This window comes from Streptomyces sp. NPDC107654 (assembly GCF_055639035.1).
This window is the reverse complement of the sequence record NZ_JBVKBI010000027.1, coordinates 1-19661: the sequence shown is the minus strand read 5'-3', so window position 1 is coordinate 19661 and position 19661 is coordinate 1. Positions and strand designations below refer to the sequence as shown.

Annotated in this window: 15 protein-coding genes, 1 tRNA gene and 1 pseudogene; 1 reads left to right on the top strand and 16 read right to left on the bottom strand. The window is 71.0% G+C overall.

What is annotated here, in order from left to right; all coding sequences use genetic code 11:
• Nucleotides 1-225: 225 nt before the first annotated feature.
• From ACZ7N4_RS32985 to ACZ7N4_RS32915, 15 genes are all read right to left on the bottom strand, one after another.
• Entirely contained in the window at nt 226-1581 is a 1356-nt protein-coding gene (locus ACZ7N4_RS32985) for an MraY family glycosyltransferase (protein ID WP_471365925.1), read from the bottom strand.
• Between the two features lie 140 nt (nt 1582-1721).
• Complete coding sequence (locus ACZ7N4_RS32980) at nt 1722-2960, bottom strand: serine hydroxymethyltransferase (RefSeq protein ID WP_471365922.1); 1239 nt, start codon at nt 2958-2960, stop codon at nt 1722-1724.
• Nucleotides 2961-3060: 100 nt separating this feature from the next.
• The gene (locus ACZ7N4_RS32975) at nt 3061-3720 is read right to left on the bottom strand and encodes an arsenate reductase/protein-tyrosine-phosphatase family protein (protein ID WP_467931192.1); all 660 of its coding nucleotides are present in this window, start codon (nt 3718-3720) and stop codon (nt 3061-3063) included.
• Between the two features lie 52 nt (nt 3721-3772).
• The gene (locus tag ACZ7N4_RS32970; RefSeq protein WP_471365918.1) at nt 3773-4420 is read right to left on the bottom strand and encodes an L-threonylcarbamoyladenylate synthase; all 648 of its coding nucleotides are present in this window, start codon (nt 4418-4420) and stop codon (nt 3773-3775) included.
• 52 nt (nt 4421-4472) lie between these two features.
• Nucleotides 4473-5318: a peptide chain release factor N(5)-glutamine methyltransferase gene (gene prmC / locus ACZ7N4_RS32965; RefSeq protein WP_030992246.1), complete on the bottom strand. Its 846-nt coding sequence runs from the start codon at nt 5316-5318 to the stop codon at nt 4473-4475.
• A gap of 57 nt (nt 5319-5375) precedes the next feature.
• The gene (gene prfA, locus ACZ7N4_RS32960) at nt 5376-6443 is read right to left on the bottom strand and encodes a peptide chain release factor 1 (RefSeq protein WP_471365914.1); all 1068 of its coding nucleotides are present in this window, start codon (nt 6441-6443) and stop codon (nt 5376-5378) included.
• A 105-nt stretch (nt 6444-6548) separates the two neighbouring features.
• Nucleotides 6549-6770 carry a 50S ribosomal protein L31 gene (rpmE, locus tag ACZ7N4_RS32955; protein WP_015657814.1) on the bottom strand — a complete coding sequence of 74 codons (222 nt, stop codon included), beginning with the start codon at nt 6768-6770 and terminating at the stop codon, nt 6549-6551.
• A gap of 254 nt (nt 6771-7024) precedes the next feature.
• Nucleotides 7025-8152 (bottom strand): LCP family protein, encoded by a 1128-nt coding sequence (locus tag ACZ7N4_RS32950; RefSeq protein WP_471365911.1) that lies wholly within the window; start codon nt 8150-8152, stop codon nt 7025-7027.
• Nucleotides 8153-8551: 399 nt separating this feature from the next.
• Entirely contained in the window at nt 8552-10543 is a 1992-nt protein-coding gene (gene rho / locus ACZ7N4_RS32945; protein ID WP_471365908.1) for a transcription termination factor Rho, read from the bottom strand.
• Nucleotides 10544-10949: 406 nt separating this feature from the next.
• Nucleotides 10950-11879: a homoserine kinase gene (gene thrB, locus ACZ7N4_RS32940; protein WP_471365906.1), complete on the bottom strand. Its 930-nt coding sequence runs from the start codon at nt 11877-11879 to the stop codon at nt 10950-10952.
• Between the two features lie 237 nt (nt 11880-12116).
• Complete coding sequence (gene thrC, locus ACZ7N4_RS32935) at nt 12117-13175, bottom strand: threonine synthase (protein ID WP_471365904.1); 1059 nt, start codon at nt 13173-13175, stop codon at nt 12117-12119.
• Between the two features lie 6 nt (nt 13176-13181).
• Nucleotides 13182-14471, bottom strand: coding sequence for a homoserine dehydrogenase (locus tag ACZ7N4_RS32930; protein WP_471366157.1), 1290 nt, complete (start codon nt 14469-14471; stop codon nt 13182-13184).
• 170 nt (nt 14472-14641) lie between these two features.
• Nucleotides 14642-16033: a diaminopimelate decarboxylase gene (lysA, locus tag ACZ7N4_RS32925; protein ID WP_471365901.1), complete on the bottom strand. Its 1392-nt coding sequence runs from the start codon at nt 16031-16033 to the stop codon at nt 14642-14644.
• A gap of 52 nt (nt 16034-16085) precedes the next feature.
• Nucleotides 16086-17063 (bottom strand): ArgS-related anticodon-binding protein NrtL, encoded by a 978-nt coding sequence (gene nrtL / locus ACZ7N4_RS32920; RefSeq protein WP_471365898.1) that lies wholly within the window; start codon nt 17061-17063, stop codon nt 16086-16088.
• 523 nt (nt 17064-17586) lie between these two features.
• Nucleotides 17587-18111 (bottom strand): response regulator, encoded by a 525-nt coding sequence (locus tag ACZ7N4_RS32915; protein ID WP_471365895.1) that lies wholly within the window; start codon nt 18109-18111, stop codon nt 17587-17589.
• 166 nt (nt 18112-18277) lie between these two features.
• Between ACZ7N4_RS32915 and ACZ7N4_RS32910 the strand changes: the two genes are divergently transcribed.
• A tRNA-Arg gene (locus ACZ7N4_RS32910) sits at nt 18278-18349 on the top strand.
• 878 nt (nt 18350-19227) lie between these two features.
• On the opposite strand, the pseudogene ACZ7N4_RS32905 reads toward ACZ7N4_RS32910, so the two are convergent.
• Nucleotides 19228-19575 (bottom strand): annotated as a pseudogene (locus tag ACZ7N4_RS32905) (site-specific integrase); the annotation flags it as partial.
• Between the last annotated feature and the right edge of the window lie 86 nt (nt 19576-19661).

The window sequence follows — 19661 nt, the reverse complement described above, 5'->3', positions numbered from 1 at the left end:
TCGTAGTCAACCCACGGCTGCATGGAAGCGAGCAGCGCCGACTTGCCCGGCTTCACCGGCGTGCAAGGGCCCCGGGCGTCGGAGACCGACGCCCGCTGCGGCGCGGCCACGGCCTCCGTGTGTCAGTGGGGCGCCCTCCGGCCGCGTGTCCCGCCCATGGGCAAGTGGCTGTTGTGGCAACCACTTCCCGGCGGGGACGGTCGGCGCAAGGCCAGGCCCCGGTTCTCATCCGAAGCTCCGGTCATCGTGATGGTCCACGAAACGCGAACGAGCGCTGATCGCCGTCGCCCCGTTGACGGTCGGGGCGCCCGCCGGCACGGGGGTGCGCTCGTCCCGGTCCGGGGCCTGCGCGGCCTCTCCGGCCTCAGCAGCCCCGGCGGCCTCCGCCGTCACGGCGGTCCCCGCGCCCAGGCCGCGCCTGCGGTACCGCGGCGGCACGAACCGCTGCGCCCACACCGGCACGCGCGGGGTGAAGCGCGGGAGCAGCAGCAGGACCAAGCCGACCGCGCTCAGGAAGACCACGCCGAGCACGATCCACATCGACGCCGAGTTGACCGAGTAGGCGAGCGCGCCGAAGCCGATCAGCGCCGACCAGAAGTACATGATCAGCACGGCCCGGCTGTGCGAGTGGCCGATCTCCAGCAGGCGGTGGTGCAGGTGCCCGCGGTCGGCGGCGAACGGCGACTGGCCGCGCCAGGTGCGGCGGACGATCGCCAGCACCAGGTCGGCGGCCGGTACGGCGATGATCGTCAGCGGGAGCAGCAGGGGGATGTACACCGGGACTGTCTGGTGGACCGCCGCCTTCTCCGAACCCGCGTACAGGTTCAGCGCGTCCGGGTCCACCTGGCCGGTGATCGAGATCGCGCCGGCCGACAGCACCAGGCCGATCAGCATCGAGCCCGAGTCGCCCATGAAGATCCGGGCGGGGTGCATGTTGTGCGGCAGGAAGCCCAGGCACATGCCCATCAGGATGGCCGCGAACAGCGTGCCGGGGGCGGCGGCCTCGATGCCGTACGAGTACCAGATCCGGTAGGCGTACAGGAAGAACGCGCCCGCCGCGATGCACACCATGCCGGCCGCGAGGCCGTCCAGGCCGTCCACGAAGTTCACCGCGTTGATCGTGATGACCACCAGGGCGACCGTCAGGAGCGTGCCCTGCCACTGGGTCAGGGCGACGTTGCCGACGCCCGGGATGGGCAGCCACAGGATCGTCAGACCCTGCATGACCATCACGCCCGCGGCGATCATCTGACCGCCCAGCTTGATCAGCGCGTCGATCTCGAACTTGTCGTCCAGGACGCCGATCAGCCAAATCAGGGCGGCCCCGGAGAGCAGTGCCCGCGGTTCGTTGGACTTCGCGAAGACCTCGTTGAGGTTGGTCAGGTGGTCGGCGACCAGCAGACCGGCGCACAGGCCGAAGAACATCGCGATACCGCCGAGACGCGGAGTGGGTTCCCGGTGCACGTCCCGGGCCCGGATCTCCGGCATCGCCCCGGCCACGATCGCGAACTTGCGTACCGGCCCTGTCAGCAGATACGTCACCGCGGCCGTGATGCAGAGCGTCAGCAGGTATTCACGCACGGGCTTCCCCACAGGTCTCGCTGGCCATCACAGCCCCACACCCTAGCGACGGATGCATATGGATGAGGACTGCCGGGTAGCGACGATGGTTGCACGCGTGACTGTACGCGTCGCCGCGCACCCCCGTCGGCCACCCCCGCTCAGCCGGGATAGGGCGGAAACTGGCCGGTCAGTGCGCGCACCTCCTCCCGCGCCGCGGCCGGCTCCCGCTCGCCGCGCAGCACGGCCGCAAGCAGCGCCGCGATCCGCACCATCTCCGGCTCGCCCATGCCCTGGGTGGTCACCGCGGCCGTGCCCAGGCGCAGGCCGCGGCCGTCGCCGTGCGGCAGCGCGCAGCAGTCCAGCACCAGACCGGCCGCGAGGAGCCGGCCGCGCGCGGTACGGCCCTCCACCCCGAGCGGGGCCGGGTCCGCGGTGATCAGGTGGGTGTCCGTGCCGCCGGTGGTCACGACCAGCCCCTCGGCGGCCAGGTGACCGGCGAGCACCCGGGCGTTGGCGACCACCTGATGGGCGTACACGGTGAACGCCGGCGTCGCCGCCTCGCCGAACGCGACGGCCTTGGCGGCGATGGTGTGCATCTGGGCGCCGCCCTGGGTGAAGGGAAAGACGGCCCGGTCGACGCGCTCGGCCAGCTCGGTGCCGCACAGGATCATCCCGCCGCGCGGGCCGCGCAGCACCTTGTGAGTGGTCGCGCACACGATGTCGGCGTACGGCACCGGGTTCGGGGCCGCGCCCCCGGCGACCAGCCCGATCGGGTGCGCCGCGTCCGCGATCAGATAGGCCCCGACCTCGTCGGCGACCTCGCGGAAGAAGGCGTAGTCGATGTGGCGGGGGTAGGCGATCGAGCCGCACACGATGGCCTTCGGCCGGTGGTTGCGCGCCAGGTGGCGGACCTGGTCGTGGTCGATGAGCCCGGTCTCCGCGTCCACGCCGTAGCCGACGAAGTCGAACCAGCGGCCGGAGAAGTTCGCCGGGGAGCCGTGCGTGAGGTGGCCGCCGTGCGGCAGGCCGAGGGCGAGGACGGTGTCCCCGGGGCGCAGCAGGGCGGCGTAGGCGGCCAGGACGGCGGAGGAGCCGGAGTGGGCCTGGACGTTGGCGTGCTCGGCGCCGAACAGGGCCCTGGCGCGGTCGACGGCGGCACGCTCGGCGACGTCGACCAGTTCGCAGCCGCCGTGGTGCCGGGCGCCGGGGTAGCCCTCGGCGTACTTGTTGGCGAGCGCGGAGCCGAGGGCCGCCAGCACGGCCGGTGAGCAGAAGTTCTCGGCGGCGATCAGCTGGAGTGTGGTCGACTGCCGCGTCAGCTCTCCGAGCAGGATCTCGGCCATCGCCGGGTCCTGCCGCCGCAGGACGTCGGTCTCGAGGGCGGGGGTGACCGACATGGCGGGCTCCGGGCGGTCGACGGTGACGTATCCCCAATGTAGGCCCGGGCAGCGGCGCACGCGCGGTCGCTGCGCCCGTTCCCACCGGATCGCGTACGCGTTACCTGCGCGCCGGTACCCCGGTCAGCGCCGTCACCACCGGATCCAGCGCGTCCCGTATCTCGTCACCGATGGACCGGAAGAAGGTCAGCGGGGCGCCGTACGGGTCGTACACCTCGTCCGCCTCGGCGGTCGGGGCGAGCAGCCAGCCGCGCAGGGCCGCCGCCGCGCGCACCAGCGCCCGGGCCCGCATGACCACGCCGTCCTCCAGCGGCGGCAGCGTGGCCGGATCTATCGCCCGGACCAGCCGGGTGAACTCCTTCAGGGTGAAGGTGCGCAGGCCCGCCGAGTGCCCCATGGAGATGACCTGGGCGCGGTGGTCGCGGGTCGCGGTCAGCACCAGGTCGGCCCGGATCACGTGCTCGTCCAGCAGCTCCCGGCCGGTGAACCCGGTGGGGTCCGCGCCGAACTCGGCCAGCACGGTCTCCGCGTGGGACTCCATGGGCGCGCCCTCGTGGCCCCAGGTGCCGGCGCTCTCCACGATCAGCCCGCCGCCGAGCACACCGAGCCGCTCCGCGACGAAGTGGCGGGTCAGCCGCTCGGTGATCGGCGAGCGGCACACGTTGCCGGTGCTGACGTGGAGGATGCGGAAGGTGTCGCGGGGGAACCCGAACGTCGTCGTCTCCTCCGCGCTGTAACCCCCGCCGCCTATGCCACGCATGGGGGCACCCCCTGCTCGAGCAGAGCCGAGAGCTTGGAGGATTCAGGCGCCGTCAATTCGCCACCTCAAGGTCGGGTACGACCTTGCGCAGCTCCTCCGCGGAGAGCGCGCCGGCGCGCAGCAGCACCGGCACCTGGCGCGAGACGTCCACGATGGACGACGGCACGTTGGCCGGGGTGGGGCCGCCGTCGAGGTAGACGGAGACGGAGTCGCCGAGCATCTCCTGGGCGGCGTCGCAGTCTTCGGGCGCGGGGTGGCCGGTGAGATTCGCCGAGGAGACGGCCATCGGGCCGACCTCGGTGAGCAGCTCGATGGCGACCGGGTGCAGCGGCATGCGGACGGCGACCGTACCGCGGGTGTCGCCGAGGTCCCACTGCAGGGACGGCTGGTGCTTGGCGACGAGCGTCAGCGCGCCCGGCCAGAACGCGTCGACCAGTTCCCAGGCCATCTCGGAGAAGTCCGTGACGAGACCGTGCAGGGTGTTCGGGGAGCCGATGAGGACGGGGGTGGGCATGGTGCGGCCCCGGCCCTTGGCGTCGAGCAGCTCGGTGACGGCCTCGGAGGAGAACGCGTCGGCGCCGATGCCGTACACCGTGTCGGTCGGCAGCACCACCAGCTCGCCCCGGCGGACGGCGGACGCGGCTTCGCGCAGACCCGTCACGCGGTCGGTCGCGTCGTTGGTGTCGTATCGCCGTGCCATAACTAGCTGGCCTCCTCGTACACGTGCTGCGGGGTGGACGTCTGTGGGGTGCTCACGGCAGCGCCTTGCGGGCGGTGGCGAACCGCGGGCGGTTGTTGAGGTCCGGATGATCGGCCGCGTCGGCCCAGCCCCGCTCCTCGGTGAAGATCCACGGCACCTGGCCGCCCTGGGTGTCGGCGTGCTCGATCACGACGACGCCTCCCGGGCGCAGCAGCCGGTGCGCGGTGCGTTCGATGCCCCGGATGAGGTCGAGTCCGTCCTCGCCGGAGAACAGCGCCATCTCCGGGTCGTAGTCGCGGGCCTCGGGGGCGACGTACTCCCACTCGGTGAGCGGGATGTACGGCGGGTTGGAGATGACCAGGTCGACCTGGCCGTCGAGGTCAGGGAACGCGGTCAGCGCGTCGCCCTGGCGCAGGTCGACCCGGGAGCCGGCCACGTTCTTACGGGTCCACACCAGGGCGTCCTCGGACAGCTCCACGGCGTGCACCCGGGAGCGCGGGACCTCCTGGGCGAGGGCGAGCGCGATGGCGCCGGAGCCGGTGCACAGGTCGACGATGCAGGGCTCGACCACGTCCATGGCGCGTACGGCGTCTATGGCCCAGCCCACCACGGACTCGGTCTCCGGCCGGGGCACGAACACCCCGGGGCCGACCTGCAGTTCCAGGTAGCGGAAGTAGGCCCGCCCGGTGATGTGCTGCAGCGGCTCGCGCTGCTCGCGCCGGGCGATGACCTCCCAGTACCGGGCGTCGAAGTCGGCGTCCTTCACGGAGTGCAGTTCACCACGCTTCACGCCGTGCACGAACGCGGCCAGCTCCTCCGCGTCGGTGCGCGGCGAGGGCACGCCGGCGTCGGCCAGCCGCTGGGTGGCCTGGGCCACCTCCGCGAGCAGCAGGTTCACGCGAGTCCTCCGTGTCGTACTCGTGCTCGTGCTTGAGCCCGTACGTGCGTACGTGTCTTACGCGGCGGCGAGCTTCGCCGCCGAGTCGGCGTCGACGCAGGCCTGGATGACCGCGTCGAGGTCGCCGTCCAGGACCTGGTCCAGGTTGTACGCCTTGAAGCCGACCCGGTGGTCCGAGATGCGGTTCTCCGGGAAGTTGTAGGTGCGGATCTTCTCGGAGCGGTCGACGGTGCGGACCTGGCTGCGGCGGGCGTCGGCGGCCTCCCGCTCCGCCTCCTCCTGCGCCATGGCGAGCAGCCTGGAGCGCAGGATGCGCAGGGCCTGCTCCTTGTTCTGGAGCTGGCTCTTCTCGTTCTGGCAGGAGGCGACGACTCCGGTCGGGATGTGCGTGATGCGCACGGCGGAGTCGGTGGTGTTGACGGACTGGCCGCCCGGGCCGGAGGAGCGGTAGACGTCGATGCGGAGGTCGTTGGGGTTGATCTCCACGTCCACCTCCTCGGCCTCGGGGGTGACGAGGACACCGGCGGCGGAGGTGTGGATACGGCCCTGGGACTCGGTGGCCGGGACGCGCTGCACCCGGTGCACCCCGCCCTCGTACTTCAGCCGGGCCCAGACGCCCTGGCCGGGCTCGGTCTGCCCGCGGGTCTTCACCGCGACCTGGACGTCCTTGTAGCCGCCCAGCTCGGACTCGGTGGCGTCGATGATCTCGGTCTTCCAGCCGACGCGCTCGGCGTAGCGCAGGTACATGCGCAGCAGGTCGCCGGCGAACAGCGCCGACTCGTCGCCGCCCGCGCCCGCCTTGATCTCCAGGATGACGTCCTTGTCGTCACTCGGGTCGCGCGGGACCAGCAGGAGGCGGAGCTTCTCGGTCAGCTCCTCGCGCTGCTTCTCCAGGTCCTTGACCTCGGCGGCGAAGTCCGAGTCGTCGGCGGCGAACTCGCGCGCGGTCTCGATGTCGTCGCCGGTCTGCTTCCAGGAGCGGTACGTGGCGACGATCGGGGTCAGCTCGGCGTAGCGCTTGTTCAGCTTGCGCGCGTTCGCCTGGTCGGCGTGGACCGACGGGTCGGCGAGCTTCTTCTCCAGATCGGCGTGCTCGGCGACGAGTTCCTCGACGGCCTCGAACATCTTTCGGCTCCTGTACTGCGGTGAGGGGAAGGAGGGGCGACCAAAAACGCCGGTCCCGGGCACACCCGTGGCGGGCGTGGCCGTGGACCGGCGAATTGGGGCTCGCTACTTCTTGGAGCCGGCAGCCTTGCCGAAGCGGGCCTCGAAGCGGGCCACACGGCCACCGGTGTCGAGGATCTTCTGCTTGCCCGTGTAGAACGGGTGGCACTCGGAGCAGACCTCGGCCCGGATGGTGCCGGACTCGATGGTGCTACGGGTGGTGAACGACGCGCCACAGGTGCAGCTGACCTGCGTCTCGACGTACTCGGGGTGGATGTCGCGCTTCAAGGTGTCTCCTAGGTTCCGGGAGGGCGCCGGGTCGCCGCCGCGGGGTGCGGGAGCGTGAACCGGAGCCGACGTACCAGTCTGCCAGGACTGGCGCCATCCTCCCAAACCGGGGGTGCGGTTGTTCTATTCCCGGGGTGCGGGGCGCCGCCCGGGCGGGGGTACGGGGGTCCCCTCGGTCAGGGGCGCGGCGGCGACCCTCGGGCCGGTCGGCCGGTCAGCAGTTCAGCCGGTCAGCCGGTCGGCCGTTCAGCCGGTCAGCCCGTCACGACGCCCTTGGCCTCGCCCGTGGCCGTGCCCTTCGTGGCCGACTTCGGGATCGGCCTGTCGTTCTTCAGGGCGTCCCAGACCTGCTGGGCCTTGGCCTTCTCCAGCAGAACGCGGTTGGGGTTGGCCGGGTCGTACTGGACGGGCATCGTGACCATCTTCATGTGGGACGAGCTGATGCCCTTGAGGCCGTCGGCGAAGTCGATCAGGGAGTTGACCGAGCCGAGGTCGGAGTCGGTGGTGACGGCCTTGGTGGCGGTGTCGGCGAGGTCGTACAGCTTCTTCGGGTTCGTGAAGACTCCGACGTGCTTGACCTGGTCGATCAGTGCCTTGATGAAGGCCTGCTGGAGCTGGATGCGGCCGAGGTCGGAGCCGTCGCCCACGCCGTGCCGGGTGCGGACCAGGCCGAGGGCCTGCTCGCCGTCGAGCGTGTGGGTGCCGGCCTTCAGGTCCAGGTGGCTCTGCGGGTCCTCGATGCTCTTGGTCGTCGTGACCTCGACCCCGCCGAGGTCGTCGATGAGCCTCTGGAAGCCCTCGAAGTCGACCTCCAGGTAATGGTCCATGCGGATGCCGGTGATCGACTCGACGGTCTTCACCGCGCAGGCCGCGCCACCGGTGGAGTACGCCTCGTTGAACATCACGCCGGACGCGGCGGGGTGGGCGGTGCCCTTGGTGTCCGTGCACAGGGGGCGGTCCACCAGGGTGTCCCGGGGGATGGAGACCACGCTGGCCCGCTTGTGGCCCTTGTACACGTGGACGATCATCGCGGTGTCCGAGCGGGCGCTGCCGTCGTCCGTGCCGCCGCCGAGCTTCCTGTTCTTGCCGGAGCGGGTGTCCGAGCCGAGGACCAGGATGTTCTCGGAGCCGTTGTCGATCTTCGTGGGCCGGTCGGCGCCGAGGGCCTGGTTGATGTCGACGCTGTGCAGGTTGCCGTTGAGCTTGAAGTACAGGTACCCGGCGCCGGCTCCACCGAGGACGACCACGCCCACGGCCGTCCAGGCCGTCGCACGCAGCGCCTTGCGGCCGGTGCTGGGGGTCTTGCGTCGGCGGCCCTTGCCCCGGCGGCGCGGGGCCGTGCCCGGCTCGGGTATGGCGGGCTGAGTGCTCTCGGCGGCCACATCGCTCCTAGGTCTCGGCGGTCGGGTACCCCCTGTGGTCAGGGTCGGGCGGTCGTCACCCTCCATCGTCGCTCCGCCTGGTCAGACGGAGAAACTCGGAAAAGGGTTGCACGACGCGCCGTGCCCACCGCGTGCGGCGATGCGCACGGTGCGTGGTCGGCCGGTGCGCGCGGACCGCTCTCACCTGCGGTTTCGCACCCCCGGGTGGTACGTCTGGAAACCGGTGCCGGCGCGGGCGCTTGTGGCAAAGCTCTCGCTTGTGGCCTTTGCGGCCCGCTTGTCCCTGTGACCTTGGCGGCACGCCCGTACAGGCCATCCCTCAGCCGGAAGCCGGAAGGCCGCCCCTCGTCCGCGGGGAGACGGGGGGCGGCCTTCCGGTGCCTGGGGCCGGGACGGACGTCAGTCGCCGTTGCCGGGCGTCGGCGTCGTCTTCTGGATCTGCATCAGGAACTCGACGTTCGACTTGGTCTGCTTCATCTTGTCGAGAAGCAGCTCGATCGCCTGCTGCTGGTCCAGCGCGTGCAGGACGCGGCGGAGCTTCCAGACGACGGCCAGCTCCTCGTTGCCGAGCAGGATCTCTTCCTTACGGGTGCCGGACGCGTCCACGTCCACCGCCGGGAAGATGCGCTTGTCGGCGAGCTTGCGGTCGAGCTTCAGCTCCATGTTGCCGGTGCCCTTGAACTCCTCGAAGATCACCTCGTCCATGCGGGACCCGGTGTCCACCAGGGCGGTGGCGAGGATGGTCAGCGAGCCGCCGTCCTCGATGTTCCGCGCCGCACCGAAGAACCGCTTCGGCGGGTAGAGGGCGGTGGAGTCGACACCACCGGACAGGATGCGGCCGGAGGCGGGGGCGGCCAGGTTGTAGGCACGGCCCAGACGCGTGATCGAGTCGAGCAGCACGACCACGTCGTGGCCCAGCTCGACCAGTCGCTTGGCCCGCTCGATGGCCAGCTCGGCGACGGTCGTGTGGTCCTCGGCCGGACGGTCGAAGGTCGAGGAGATGACCTCGCCCTTGACCGACCGCTGCATGTCGGTGACCTCTTCCGGACGCTCGTCGACGAGGACGACCATCAGGTGGCACTCGGGGTTGTTGTGGGTGATCGCGTTGGCGATCGCCTGCATGATCATGGTCTTGCCGGTCTTCGGCGGGGCCACGATCAGACCACGCTGGCCCTTACCGATCGGCGACACGAGGTCGATGATGCGGGTGGTGAGCACGCCCGGGTCCGTCTCCAGGCGGAGGCGGTCCTGCGGGTAGAGCGGGGTCAGCTTGTTGAACTCCGGGCGGCCACGGCCGTGTTCGGGGGCCATGCCGTTGACCGAGTCGAGGCGGACCAGCGCGTTGAACTTCTCGCGGCGCTCGCCCTCCTTCGGCTGGCGGACCGCGCCGGTGACGTGGTCACCCTTGCGCAGGCCGTTCTTGCGCACCTGGGCGAGGGAGACGTACACGTCGTTCGGACCGGGCAGGTAGCCGGAGGTCCGGATGAAGGCGTAGTTGTCGAGGATGTCCAGGATGCCCGCGACCGGGATCAGGACGTCGTCGTCGGCGACCTGCGGCTCGGCGATCTCGTCACGGCCACGGCGGCCACGGCGGTCGCGGTAGCGGCCGCGACGGCCACGACGGCCGCCCTCGAAGTCGTCGTCGTCCTGCGGGCCGGTGTTGCGGTCCTGACGGCCGCCGCCCTGCTGCTGGCCCTGCTGCTGCCGGTCCTGGCGGCCGCCGCCCTGGCCCTGCTGGTCGTCGCCCTTGTTGCGGCGGTCGCGGTCCCGGCCGCGCTCGCGGCGGTCCCGGCGGCCACGGCCCTCGCCGTCACCGGCGTCGCCCCTGGCCTCGCCCTGCTGCTGCGACTGCTGCTGTGCGGGCGTCTCGGCCTTGGGCTCGGCCTTGGCCTCGGCGGCGACGGTCTCGGCGCTGCCCGCGGCCGGGCTGCCCGCCTCGGCGGTGGCGCGGCGGCGACGGCGCTCGGCGGGGGCGTCGTCGGAGGCGGGCTGGCCGGGGATCTCGATCTGCTGCTGGGCCACGGCCTTCTCGGCGGGGGCCTCGGCCGCCTTCGGCGCCTTCTTCTCGGCGTCGTCGCCGGTGCGGGCCTTGGAGGTGGCCCGGCGCTTCGGCTTGGTCTCGGCGGCGGTGTCGGCCTTGGCGGCGGGGGCTCCCCCGGTGGCCTGCGCCTCCTTGATGACCTCGATCAGCTGGCTCTTGCGCATCCGCGCGGTGCCCCTGATCCCGAGGCCCGAGGCGACCTGCTGCAGCTCGGCCAGCACCATGCCCTCGAGGCCGGTACCGCGGCGCCGCCGGGAGCCGGCACCGGTGGCAGGCGCGGAGGCGTCCGTGGAGGGCGCGGCAGCGGTCTCCTCGACACGTGCGCCCATCAGATCGGTGGTGTCGCTCACGAAGGGTCCTTCCCTGGAGCGGACGTCGGCCTGTCTGGCTCGGCGACCGGTTGTGCTGTCCGGCTACGGTCCTGTCTTCTGTGAACCGTGCCGGGGCGGTGGTCCGCCAAAGCGGCGGAAGAAATGTGCGGTGATGGCGCTTCCGCGAGTCGTGGCACCCAGTGTCACGTGGCGTGGTCGCACCGATTCCGAAGCGTGCCCGGCGGCCCGCTCAGTACTCGCATACGACGTACTGCCCAGGTACGACGTACGGAACACGGAGTGGCGCGGGAGGCTCCCGGAAGAATGTCTGTCCCGGACGGGGACACGAGGCACCTCGCCATGGTGGGGTCGGGTGCAGACTTGAGATTAACACTACCGGATCCAACAAACATTCCCCCTCTCCAAATCCGGCAACCGTACGGAGTCAATCAACGGTGGGGGTCGCGAGCGGCAGCACGCTCGCTCCCAGGACGTCCATGTCCAGCCGGTTGGCGGCCCAGCCCTCACCCGCGAGGTGGGAGACCTTGTCGGCGCTTTCGGCGTCGGCGAGGGCCATGACGGTCGGCCCGGCGCCCGAGATCACGGCCGGGATACCGTCGGCGCGCAGCCGCTCCACCAGCGCGGCGCTGTCCGGCATGGCCGGGGCGCGGTACTCCTGGTGCAGGCGGTCCTCGGTGGCCGGCAGCAGCAGCTCGGGACGCCTGGTCAGGGCCTCGACGAGCAGGGCGGCACGGCCGGCGTTGGCGGCGGCGTCGACGTGCGGCACGGTGCGCGGGAGCAGGCCGCGCGCGGTCTCGGTCAGAACCGGCTTTCCGGGCACGAAAACCACCGGAACGATGGAATCGTGCGGCTCCATCCTGATGGCCCGGGCGGTGCCGGCCTCCATCCAGGACAGGGTGAAGCCGCCGAGCAGACAGGCGGCCACGTTGTCCGGGTGACCCTCGATCTCGGTGGCCAGTTCCAGCAGGGCGGCGTCGTCCAGACGGGCCTCGCCGCCTATGGTCACCGCGCGGGCGGCGACGATGCCGGCGCAGATGGCGGCCGAGGAGGAACCGAGGCCCCGGCCGTGCGGGATGCGGTTGGCGCAGACGATCTCCAGGCCGCGGGGCTGACCGCCCAGCAGGTCGAAGGCCGTGCGCAGGGAACGGACGAGGAGGTGGCTCTCGTCCCGCGGCAGGGTCTCGCTGCCCTCGCCCGCGATGTCGATGTGCAGCCCGGAGTCGGCCACCCGGACGACCACGTCGTCGTAGAGCCCCAGCGCGAGGCCCAGGGCGTCGAAGCCCGGACCGAGGTTGGCGCTGGTGGCGGGAACGCGCACCCGGACGGCGGCGGCTCGGAACGCTGGACCGGCCATCGCTCGTTGACTCTCCTTGAGCTGCGTGACTGTCGAAGACACTCGATACGTACGAAAGACCCTCAGGCCGCGCAGAGGGCGCGGTGCCGCCCGCGTGCGAGGGCATATGCGGCGGGCGGGTTTCGATACAGCCTATCGAAGGAAGGTTCTGTGACGACATAGGGCGCACAGGAGGCGCACGATGCGTGTCGCAAGCCCCCTGTGCTCCCTGTCAGGGAGAACCCCGATGCCGGGCGCTCAGGCGAGACCCAGACGCTCGGCCGCGGTGGCCGCGTCGACCGGGACGGTGACCGGCTGCGGGGCGCCGGCGACGGCCCAGTCCGGGTCCTTCAGGCCGTTGCCGGTGACGGTGCACACGATGCGCTGGCCCGGGTCGACCTTGCCCTGCTCGGCGGCCTTGAGCAGACCGGCCACGGAGGCGGCGGAGGCGGGCTCCACGAAGACGCCCTCCTGCGCGGCCAACAGGCGGTAGGCGCGCAGGATCTCACGGTCCGTCACCTCGTCGATGGCACCGCCGGACTCGTCGCGGGCCTGGAGGGCGTACTGCCAGGAGGCCGGGTTGCCGATGCGGATGGCGGTGGCGATGGTGGAGGGGTCCTTGACGACCTCGCCGCGCACGATCGGAGCACTGCCGGACGCCTGGAAGCCCCACATGCGGGGGGTCCTGCCGGCGACGCCGTCGGCGGCGTACTCCTGGTAGCCCTTCCAGTAGGCCGTGATGTTGCCCGCGTTGCCGACCGGGAGGACGTGGATGTCGGGCGCGTCGCCGAGCATGTCCACGATCTCGAAGGCGGCCGTCTTCTGACCCTCGATCCGCACCGGGTTGACCGAATTCACCAGCGCGACGGGGTAGTTCTCGCTCAGGCCCCGCGCCAGGGTGAGGCAGTCGTCGAAGTTGCCGTCGACCTGGAGGATCTTCGCACCGTGCACGAGGGCCTGGCCCATCTTGCCGAGGGCGATCTTGCCCTGCGGCACCAGGACGGCCGACACCATGCCCGCGCGCACCGCGTATGCGGCGGCGGAGGCGGAGGTGTTGCCGGTGGAGGCGCAGATGACGGCCTTCGCGCCCTCCTCCTTGGCCTTGCTGATGGCCATGGTCATACCGCGGTCCTTGAAGGACCCGGTCGGATTCGCGCCCTCCACCTTCAGGTGGACCTCGCAGCCCGTGCGCTCGGAGAGCACCTGCGCGGGCACGAGGGGCGTGCCGCCCTCGCGGAGCGTCACGACCGGCGTGGTGTCGGATACCGGCAGCCTGTCCCGGTACTCCTCGATGATTCCGCGCCACTGGTGGGTCATTGCTGGTTACTCTCCTTCAACCCGCATGATGCTGGCGACACCCCGCACGGTGTCGAGCTTGCGCAGTGCCTCGACGGTCCCGGAGAGGGAGGCGTCCGAGGCCCGGTGGGTGACGACGACGAGGGAGGCCTCGCCGTCCTTGCCCTGCTGCCGAACCGTGTCGATCGACACGCCGTGTTCGGCGAAGACGGTGGCGACCTGGGCGAGCACGCCCGGTTTGTCGGCAACGTCGAGGCTGATGTGGTACCGGGTGACGACCTCGCCCATCGGGGAGACGGTCAGGTCGGCGTACGCCGACTCGCCGGGCCCGGTGGCACCGCCCCGCCGGTTGCGGCAGACGGCGACGAGGTCACCGAGGACGGCGGAGGCGGTGGGCGAACCGCCGGCGCCGGGGCCGTAGAACATCAGCTGCCCGGCGGCGTCGCTCTCCACGAAGACGGCGTTGTACGCGCCGCGCACGGAGGCGAGCGGGTGGGTGAGCGGGATCATCGCGGGATGCACCCGCGCGGTGACCGACGTGCCGTCCTTCGACCGCTCGCAGATGGCGAGCAGCTTGATGGTGCAGCCCATCTCCTTGGCGGAGGCGAAGTCGGCGGCGGTGACCTCGGTCATGCCCTCGCGGTAGACGTCGTCGAGGCGCACGCGCGTGTGGAAGGCGATCCCGGCGAGGATGGCGGCCTTGGCGGCGGCGTCGAAGCCCTCGACGTCGGCGGTCGGGTCGGCCTCGGCGTACCCCAGGGCGGTGGCCTCGTCGAGGGCCTCCTGGTACCCGGCGCCGGTGGAGTCCATCTTGTCGAGGATGAAGTTGGTGGTGCCGTTGACGATGCCGAGCACCCGGTTGACCTTGTCGCCGGCGAGCGACTCGCGCAGCGGCCGGATCAGCGGGATGGCACCGGCGACGGCGGCCTCGTAGTAGAGGTCCTTGCCGTTGCGCTCCGCCGCGGCGTGCAGGGCGGCCCCGTCCTGGGCGAGCAGGGCCTTGTTGGCGGAGACGACGGAGGCGCCGTGCTCGAAGGCGGTGGTGATGAGCGTCCGGGCCGGCTCGATCCCCCCGATGACCTCGACGACGACGTCGATGTCCCCCCGTTTGACGAGGGCGGTGGCGTCGGTGGTGACCAGGCTCGGGTCGATGCCCTCGCGCACCTTGCCGGGCCGCCGCACGGCGACCCCGGCCAGCTCGACCGGGGCGCCGATCCGGGCCGCGAGGTCGTCGGCGTGCGTCGTCATGATGCGCGCCACCTCTGAGCCGACAACCCCACAGCCCAGCAGCGCCACCTTCAGCGGACGCGTACGCATCATCCGACCTCGTTTCCTCATACCGTCTGCGGTTGGACCAGTCTCACTCACCGGACGGGAGTTTCTACCCTACGTCCGGATTGTGAGACATCAATTTCATTTCCGCGGGGGCGGAAGCCGCAGATCTTCCACTCTGCTCTTCCGCCGCCCGGAGTTCCGGCAGGTGGGGGTCACCCCACGTCGAGACGCAGCAGATCCTCCTCCGTCTCACGCCGGACGATCACCCGGGCCTCGCCGTCGCGTACGGCGACGACGGGCGGCCGGAGCACATGGTTGTAGTTGCTGGCCATCGACCGGCAGTAGGCACCCGTGGCCGGTACGGCGACGAGGTCACCCGGTGCCAGGTCCGCGGGCAGGAAGGCGTCCTTGACCACGATGTCCCCGCTCTCGCAGTGCTTGCCGACGACCCGCGCGAGCATGGGCGCGGCGTCGGACGTCCGGGACACCAGGGCGACGCTGTACTCGGCGTCGTACAGCGCGGTGCGGATGTTGTCCGACATGCCGCCGTCGACGGAGACGTAGGTGCGCAGCCCGTCGAGCGGCTTGACGGTGCCGACCTCGTACAGCGTGAAGGCCGTCGGCCCGACGACGGCGCGTCCGGGCTCGACGGAGATCCGGGGCGTCCGCAGCCGGGCGGCCTCGCACTCGCGCGTGACGATCTCGGTGAGCGCCTTGGCGATCTCGTGCGGCTCACGGGGATCGTCGTCGCTGGTGTAGGCGATACCGAGCCCGCCCCCGAGGTCGATCTCGGGCAGCTCGACCCCGTGCTCGTCCCGGATGTCCTTCAGCAGCCCCACGACCCGGTGGGCGGCGACCTCGAAGCCGGACATGTCGAAGATCTGCGACCCGATGTGGGAGTGGATCCCGATCAGCTCCAGCCCGTCGAGCTGCAGGGCCCGCCGCACGGCCTCGGCGGCCTGCCCGCCGGCGAGCGGGATGCCGAACTTCTGGTCCTCGTGGGCGGTGGCGATGAACTCGTGGGTGTGCGCCTCCACGCCCACGGTGACCCGGATCTGGACCCGCTGCCGCTTCCCGAGCGACTGCGCCGCATGGGCCACCCGCACGATCTCCTGGAAGGAGTCGAGGACGATCCGCCCGACACCGGCCTCGACGGCCCGGGTGATCTCCTCGGCGGACTTGTTGTTGCCGTGGAAGGCGATGCGGTCGGCGGACATCCCGGCGGACAGCGCGGTGGCCAGTTCACCACCGGAGCAGACGTCCAGGTTCAGCCCCTCCTCGTCCAGCCACCGCACGACGGCCCGGGAGAGGAAGGCCTTGCCCGCGTAGAAGACATCGGCGTCCGGACCGAACGCGGTGCGCCAGGCACGCGCACGGGCGCGGAAGTCGGTCTCGTCGAGGATGTAGGCGGGGGTGCCGTACTCCTCGGCGAGCCGGCCGACGGGGATCCCGCCGACCGTGACCGCGCCGTCCTCGCCGCGCGTGACGGTCTGCGCCCACACCTTCGGGTCCAGGGCGTTGAGGTCGGCGGGCGGAGCGGAGTAGTGCCCCTCGGGCAGGACGTCGGCGTGGCGGGGCCCGGCGGGATGGGCGGAACGGCTCATGACGTGGCTCTCAGACTCTCTGTCTCTCTCCGGGGCGCGTCTGCACGGGCGCTCAGAGATGTTCGGGTGCGTCGATGCCGAGCAGGGACAGGCCACCGGCCAGCACCGTCCCGGCGGCTTCGGCAAGCGCCAGCCGGGCCCGGTGGGCGGCCGAGGGTTTCTCCTCACCGACGGGAAGCACGGAGGGCAGCAGGGGCAGCACGGCATCGGCGACGGTGACGAGATGCCGGGCGAGCCGGTCCGGGGCACGGTGGATGGCGGCCCCGGCGAGGATGCGAGGGTGATCGGCGAGCGGGGTGTACAGGGAGGTCTTCGCGTCCCCCAAGGACCCCGGCTCGGCGGCGAACCCCAGTCGGCCGGCGTTACGGCTGACGGAGCGGACGCGGGCGTGCGCGTACCGCACCCGGAACAGCGGATTGCCCTCCCGCTGGACCAGGTGATCGGCGGTGATCCTGGGCCGGTCGTGCGGGGCGGGGTGGAGCAGGGCCCACCGGGCGGCATCGGCGCCGAGCGGCGCGGGATCCTCGGGCGCGGGCACGGGCCGCAGGGTGGCGGGCTCACCGTGCTCGACGGTGGCGCGCCCGCCCTGGGCCGCCACCAGGCGCACGACGGCGTCGGCGACCACCTCGGCCCGCACCTCGTACGGCACCCGAAGCGCGACGACCTGCCCGGCGAGCGCGTCCCCGTGCCCGTACCGGGCGCCCTTCTCCCCTATCTCCCGCACGAGCCCCGCGACGGGATCGACCTGGCCCGCAAGACTGATGTTGAGGAACCCCGCCCCCGTGACGACGACGTCCCGGATCCCCTCGGCACCGGCAAGACGGCCCCGCAGAATCTCGGCGACCCGCCGCGGCGGCTGCCCGGCCGCCCGGGCCAGCTGCAACGCGACGGTGGTGGCGAAGTCCCCACACCCCCCGGGCCCCGGCTCCCTCACCACGACCCGCTCGGGCACGGTCACACTCAGCTCCCCGTCATCGACAGCACAACGCACCGCGCGCAGCACGGTGCGGGACAACTCGACGGGGGTCACGGGACAAGCGTAGGGGAGGTGGGGGGTGGGGGTGCCAGTCGGTTGTGGGGTGGGGGTGGGGTGGGGGTGGGTGGGGGGCGGGCTGGGGTGTCTTCGGGGGCTGCGGTGGGGGTGGGGTGTGCCTGGGGGTGGTGTTTCTTCGGGAGCCGGGGTGGGTGTGGGTAGAGGATCGGGCTGAGGTGTCTTCGGGGCTGCGGTGGATGTGGTGTGGGTGTGGTGTGCCTAGGGGTGGTGACGGCTGGGGGCGGCCCGGGAACTGGTGGCTCGCTAGGGCGTCGGCTCGGGGTGACCGGGGTGGCGGCCGGGGGCCGCGGGTGGGAACTGGCCCACCAGGACGTCTGGCTCGCGGTGGCCGGGGGCGGCCGGGGGCCGCGGGTAGGGGCTGGCCCACCAGGACGTCGGCTCGCGGTGGCCGGGGGCCGCGAGTGGGGGCTGGCCCACCAGGACGCCGACTGGGGGGCCGCGGTGGGGGCTGGTGGCCCACCAGGGGTGTCGGCCTGGGATGGCCGAGGAGGCGACCGACTTACCCCCCGAAGGGCATGCCGCCGGGGACGCCGTCGTCATGGGGACGGCTTGGACCAGCGGGCTCACCGTCCCCGTCCCCACCCCCACTCCGATCTCCCCCGCTCCGGTCTTCCTCTCCTTGGTCTCCGTCGCGCCCCTCCGGCCCGGTCCGCCGCTCGATGAGGTGCTTCACCAGCCGTACCAGCTCGGCGGGTTCGAAAGGCTTGGCGAGGAAGGCGTCCACACCGGCATCGAGGCCGGTCTCGACCTCGTACTGCGTACACGCGCTGATGATCGCGAGGGGCAGGTGGCGCGTACGGGGATCGGCCCGGAGCCGGGCGGCGGTGCCGAGCCCGTCCAGCCGAGGCATGACGACGTCGAGCGTCACGACGTCGGGCCGCACCTGGTGCACCACGTCCAGACACTCGGCACCATCGGCCGCGGTCACGACCTCTAGCCCTTCCAGTTCGAGGTTGACCCTGATCAGCTGCCGGATGACCTTGTTGTCGTCCACAACAAGCACCCGGCCGGGAGCGCCTGGCACACCTCGAGAGTAGGTCCGGCCCGGCCACCGCGTCCGGGTTTTCCCCACTTCCACCCCCTACAGGGGACCCGCCCACCCACACCCCGGGAAACGGGTTCCTGATCACCCCCGCGGACCTGCTAATGTTCTACACGTCGCCGCGAGCGAGAAGCTCCGCAGCCGACACGCCCCCGTAGCTCAGGGGATAGAGCAACGGCCTCCGGAGCCGTGTGCGCAGGTTCGAATCCTGCCGGGGGCACTTCGCACGGAGTGCCCAAAGACCCCGCCATCAGCGAGTTCGCTGAGTGCGGGGTCTTGGCGTATGTGCAGGTGGATGCCGCCGGAAGCAGCCGTTTGCTAGTGATCACGTTGTAATAGCGTGTTGATCTTAAGGCGCTGAGCGGCAGGTCAGCGGGCATTGCGCCGACGTCCCGGCACACTCCCGAGTTCCGCGTGGCCTCACCAAGACGGATGTAGCTCAACAAAGGTCTATTCACGGCTGCACCGCCAGAACAATCATGATTGCAGCGGCACGCGCAGAGGGGGGCGGGTGGCTCAGTCAGAGATACCAGTGGCATTGATTGGTTTGGGCGGCGCGATCACCGGGGCAGCAGCCACGGTCGCGGTAGGTCGCCTTACAGGACGGCACAGCGTCCAGGCAGCGCTCGTCGCGAAGGTTGACGGCCTTCAGGACGAGCTGACAACGTTCTGTGCCCCATTCGTCGAGGCGAGACTCCAGTTGTCCCCGACCCTCACGGGTCGGACGCCCGCCGAGCCATGGCGGGACTTAGCTCCCCAGATGTCCCGGGCTGCACCACGCTGGACCTCCATGGTTGCGGATCCGCTTCGACTGTGGGAGATGCCCGGGATCGTGCGCCGCAAGGCCGACTACGTTGACGACGAAATACGACTTCACCAGTCCCGCTCAGCTGAGCTCCTTCTCCCCGAAGTACAGGCAGCCATACGTGAGCTGCACCAAGACACTAAGGAACTTATCGAGACATACACCCAGGAATTCAAACGTCTTGCCAAGCGCGGGATGGGGGTCATGTAGCGCCGCCCGCAGAAGAGTGGACAGACCGAAGCCCCGGTCTAGGAGGCTGTCCGGGGCTCCCGTTCGACGATCATGTGCTTGTCTCAGTCCGTGCGGTACTCCTCCTCCCTCAGCCCCTGCATGATCCGGTCATTCATCTCTTCTTCCTGGCCGTCGATGCACTTGGCGTAAATCTTCAGCAGGACGTCCACCGAGTGGCCCGCGCGGGCGGCGACCTCCGGCGCCGGCACTCCGGAGCTGAGCCACTGGGAGACGCCGGCGTGCCGGAGGTCGTACGGGCGGAAGGCCAGGACTGTGGCCACCTGATCGGGCACGAGCGCGAGTTCCCGAGCCTGCTTCCACGCCCGGGAGTACGACGAGGCGGCGACCACGTTGCCCCGCTCACTGGAGAAGAGCCGCCCGTCCTCCGCCGTACCGAACTCCTCTAGGTGTGTTGTCCCGGAACGTTGGTGACACGCGTGCTGGGTGCTTGAACAGGTGAGGGCCTTCTGGGTTCGGTGTGGATTGCGACATCTAC